Raw genomic sequence first — 827 nt, forward strand, 5'->3', positions numbered from 1 at the left:
AAGGACAAGATCCGGGTGCTTCTGCTGGAAGGCATCAACGACAGCGCGGCGTCGCTGTTCACCGCCGCCGGCTACACCAACGTCACCCGCCTGCCCAAGGCCCTCGACCCCGCCGCCCTGCACGACGCCATCCGCGGTACCCACATCCTCGGCATCCGCTCCCGCACCCAGCTCGACGAGGCCGCGCTCGAACACGCCGACCGCCTCATCGCGGTGGGCTGCTTCTCCGTCGGCACCAACCAGGTCGACCTCGACGCAGCGCGCCGGCGCGGCATCCCGGTCTTCAACGCCCCGTTCTCCAACACCCGCTCCGTCGCCGAACTCGTCATCGGCGAGATCGTCATGCTCCTGCGCCGCATCGTGCCCCGCTCGGTCGCCGCCCATGCCGGCGGCTGGGACAAGTCGGCCGTCGGCTCGTTCGAGGTCCGCGGCAAGACGCTCGGCATCGTCGGCTACGGCAACATCGGCTCGCAGCTCTCCAACCTCGCCGAGGGCATGGGCATGCGCGTCATCTACCACGACCTCACCGACCGCCTGCGCCACGGCAACACCGAGCCGGTGGGCAGCCTCGACGTGCTGCTGGCGCAGAGCGACGTCGTCTCGCTGCACGTGCCCGAGACGCCGGCCACCGCCAACATGATCGGCGAGGCGCAGATCCGGGCGATGAAGCCGGGGGCGTATCTCATCAACAACGCCCGCGGCACGGTGGTGGACCTCGACGCGCTGGCCGGGGCGCTGCGCGACGGTCACCTGCGGGGGGCGGCGGTGGACGTGTTTCCGGTCGAGCCGGCGTCGAACGCGGAGCGGTTCGTGTCGCCGCTGCAGGG

Annotated in this window: 1 protein-coding gene; it reads left to right on the forward strand. The window is 71.0% G+C overall.

What is annotated here, in order from left to right:
* Window positions 1–827 (forward strand): phosphoglycerate dehydrogenase (gene serA, locus EOE48_RS28440; RefSeq protein ID WP_246155057.1); only part of this gene is annotated, 827 nt, incomplete at both ends.

This window comes from Methylobacterium oryzihabitans (genome assembly GCF_004004555.2).
GTDB classification, from domain to species: domain Bacteria; phylum Pseudomonadota; class Alphaproteobacteria; order Rhizobiales; family Beijerinckiaceae; genus Methylobacterium; species Methylobacterium oryzihabitans.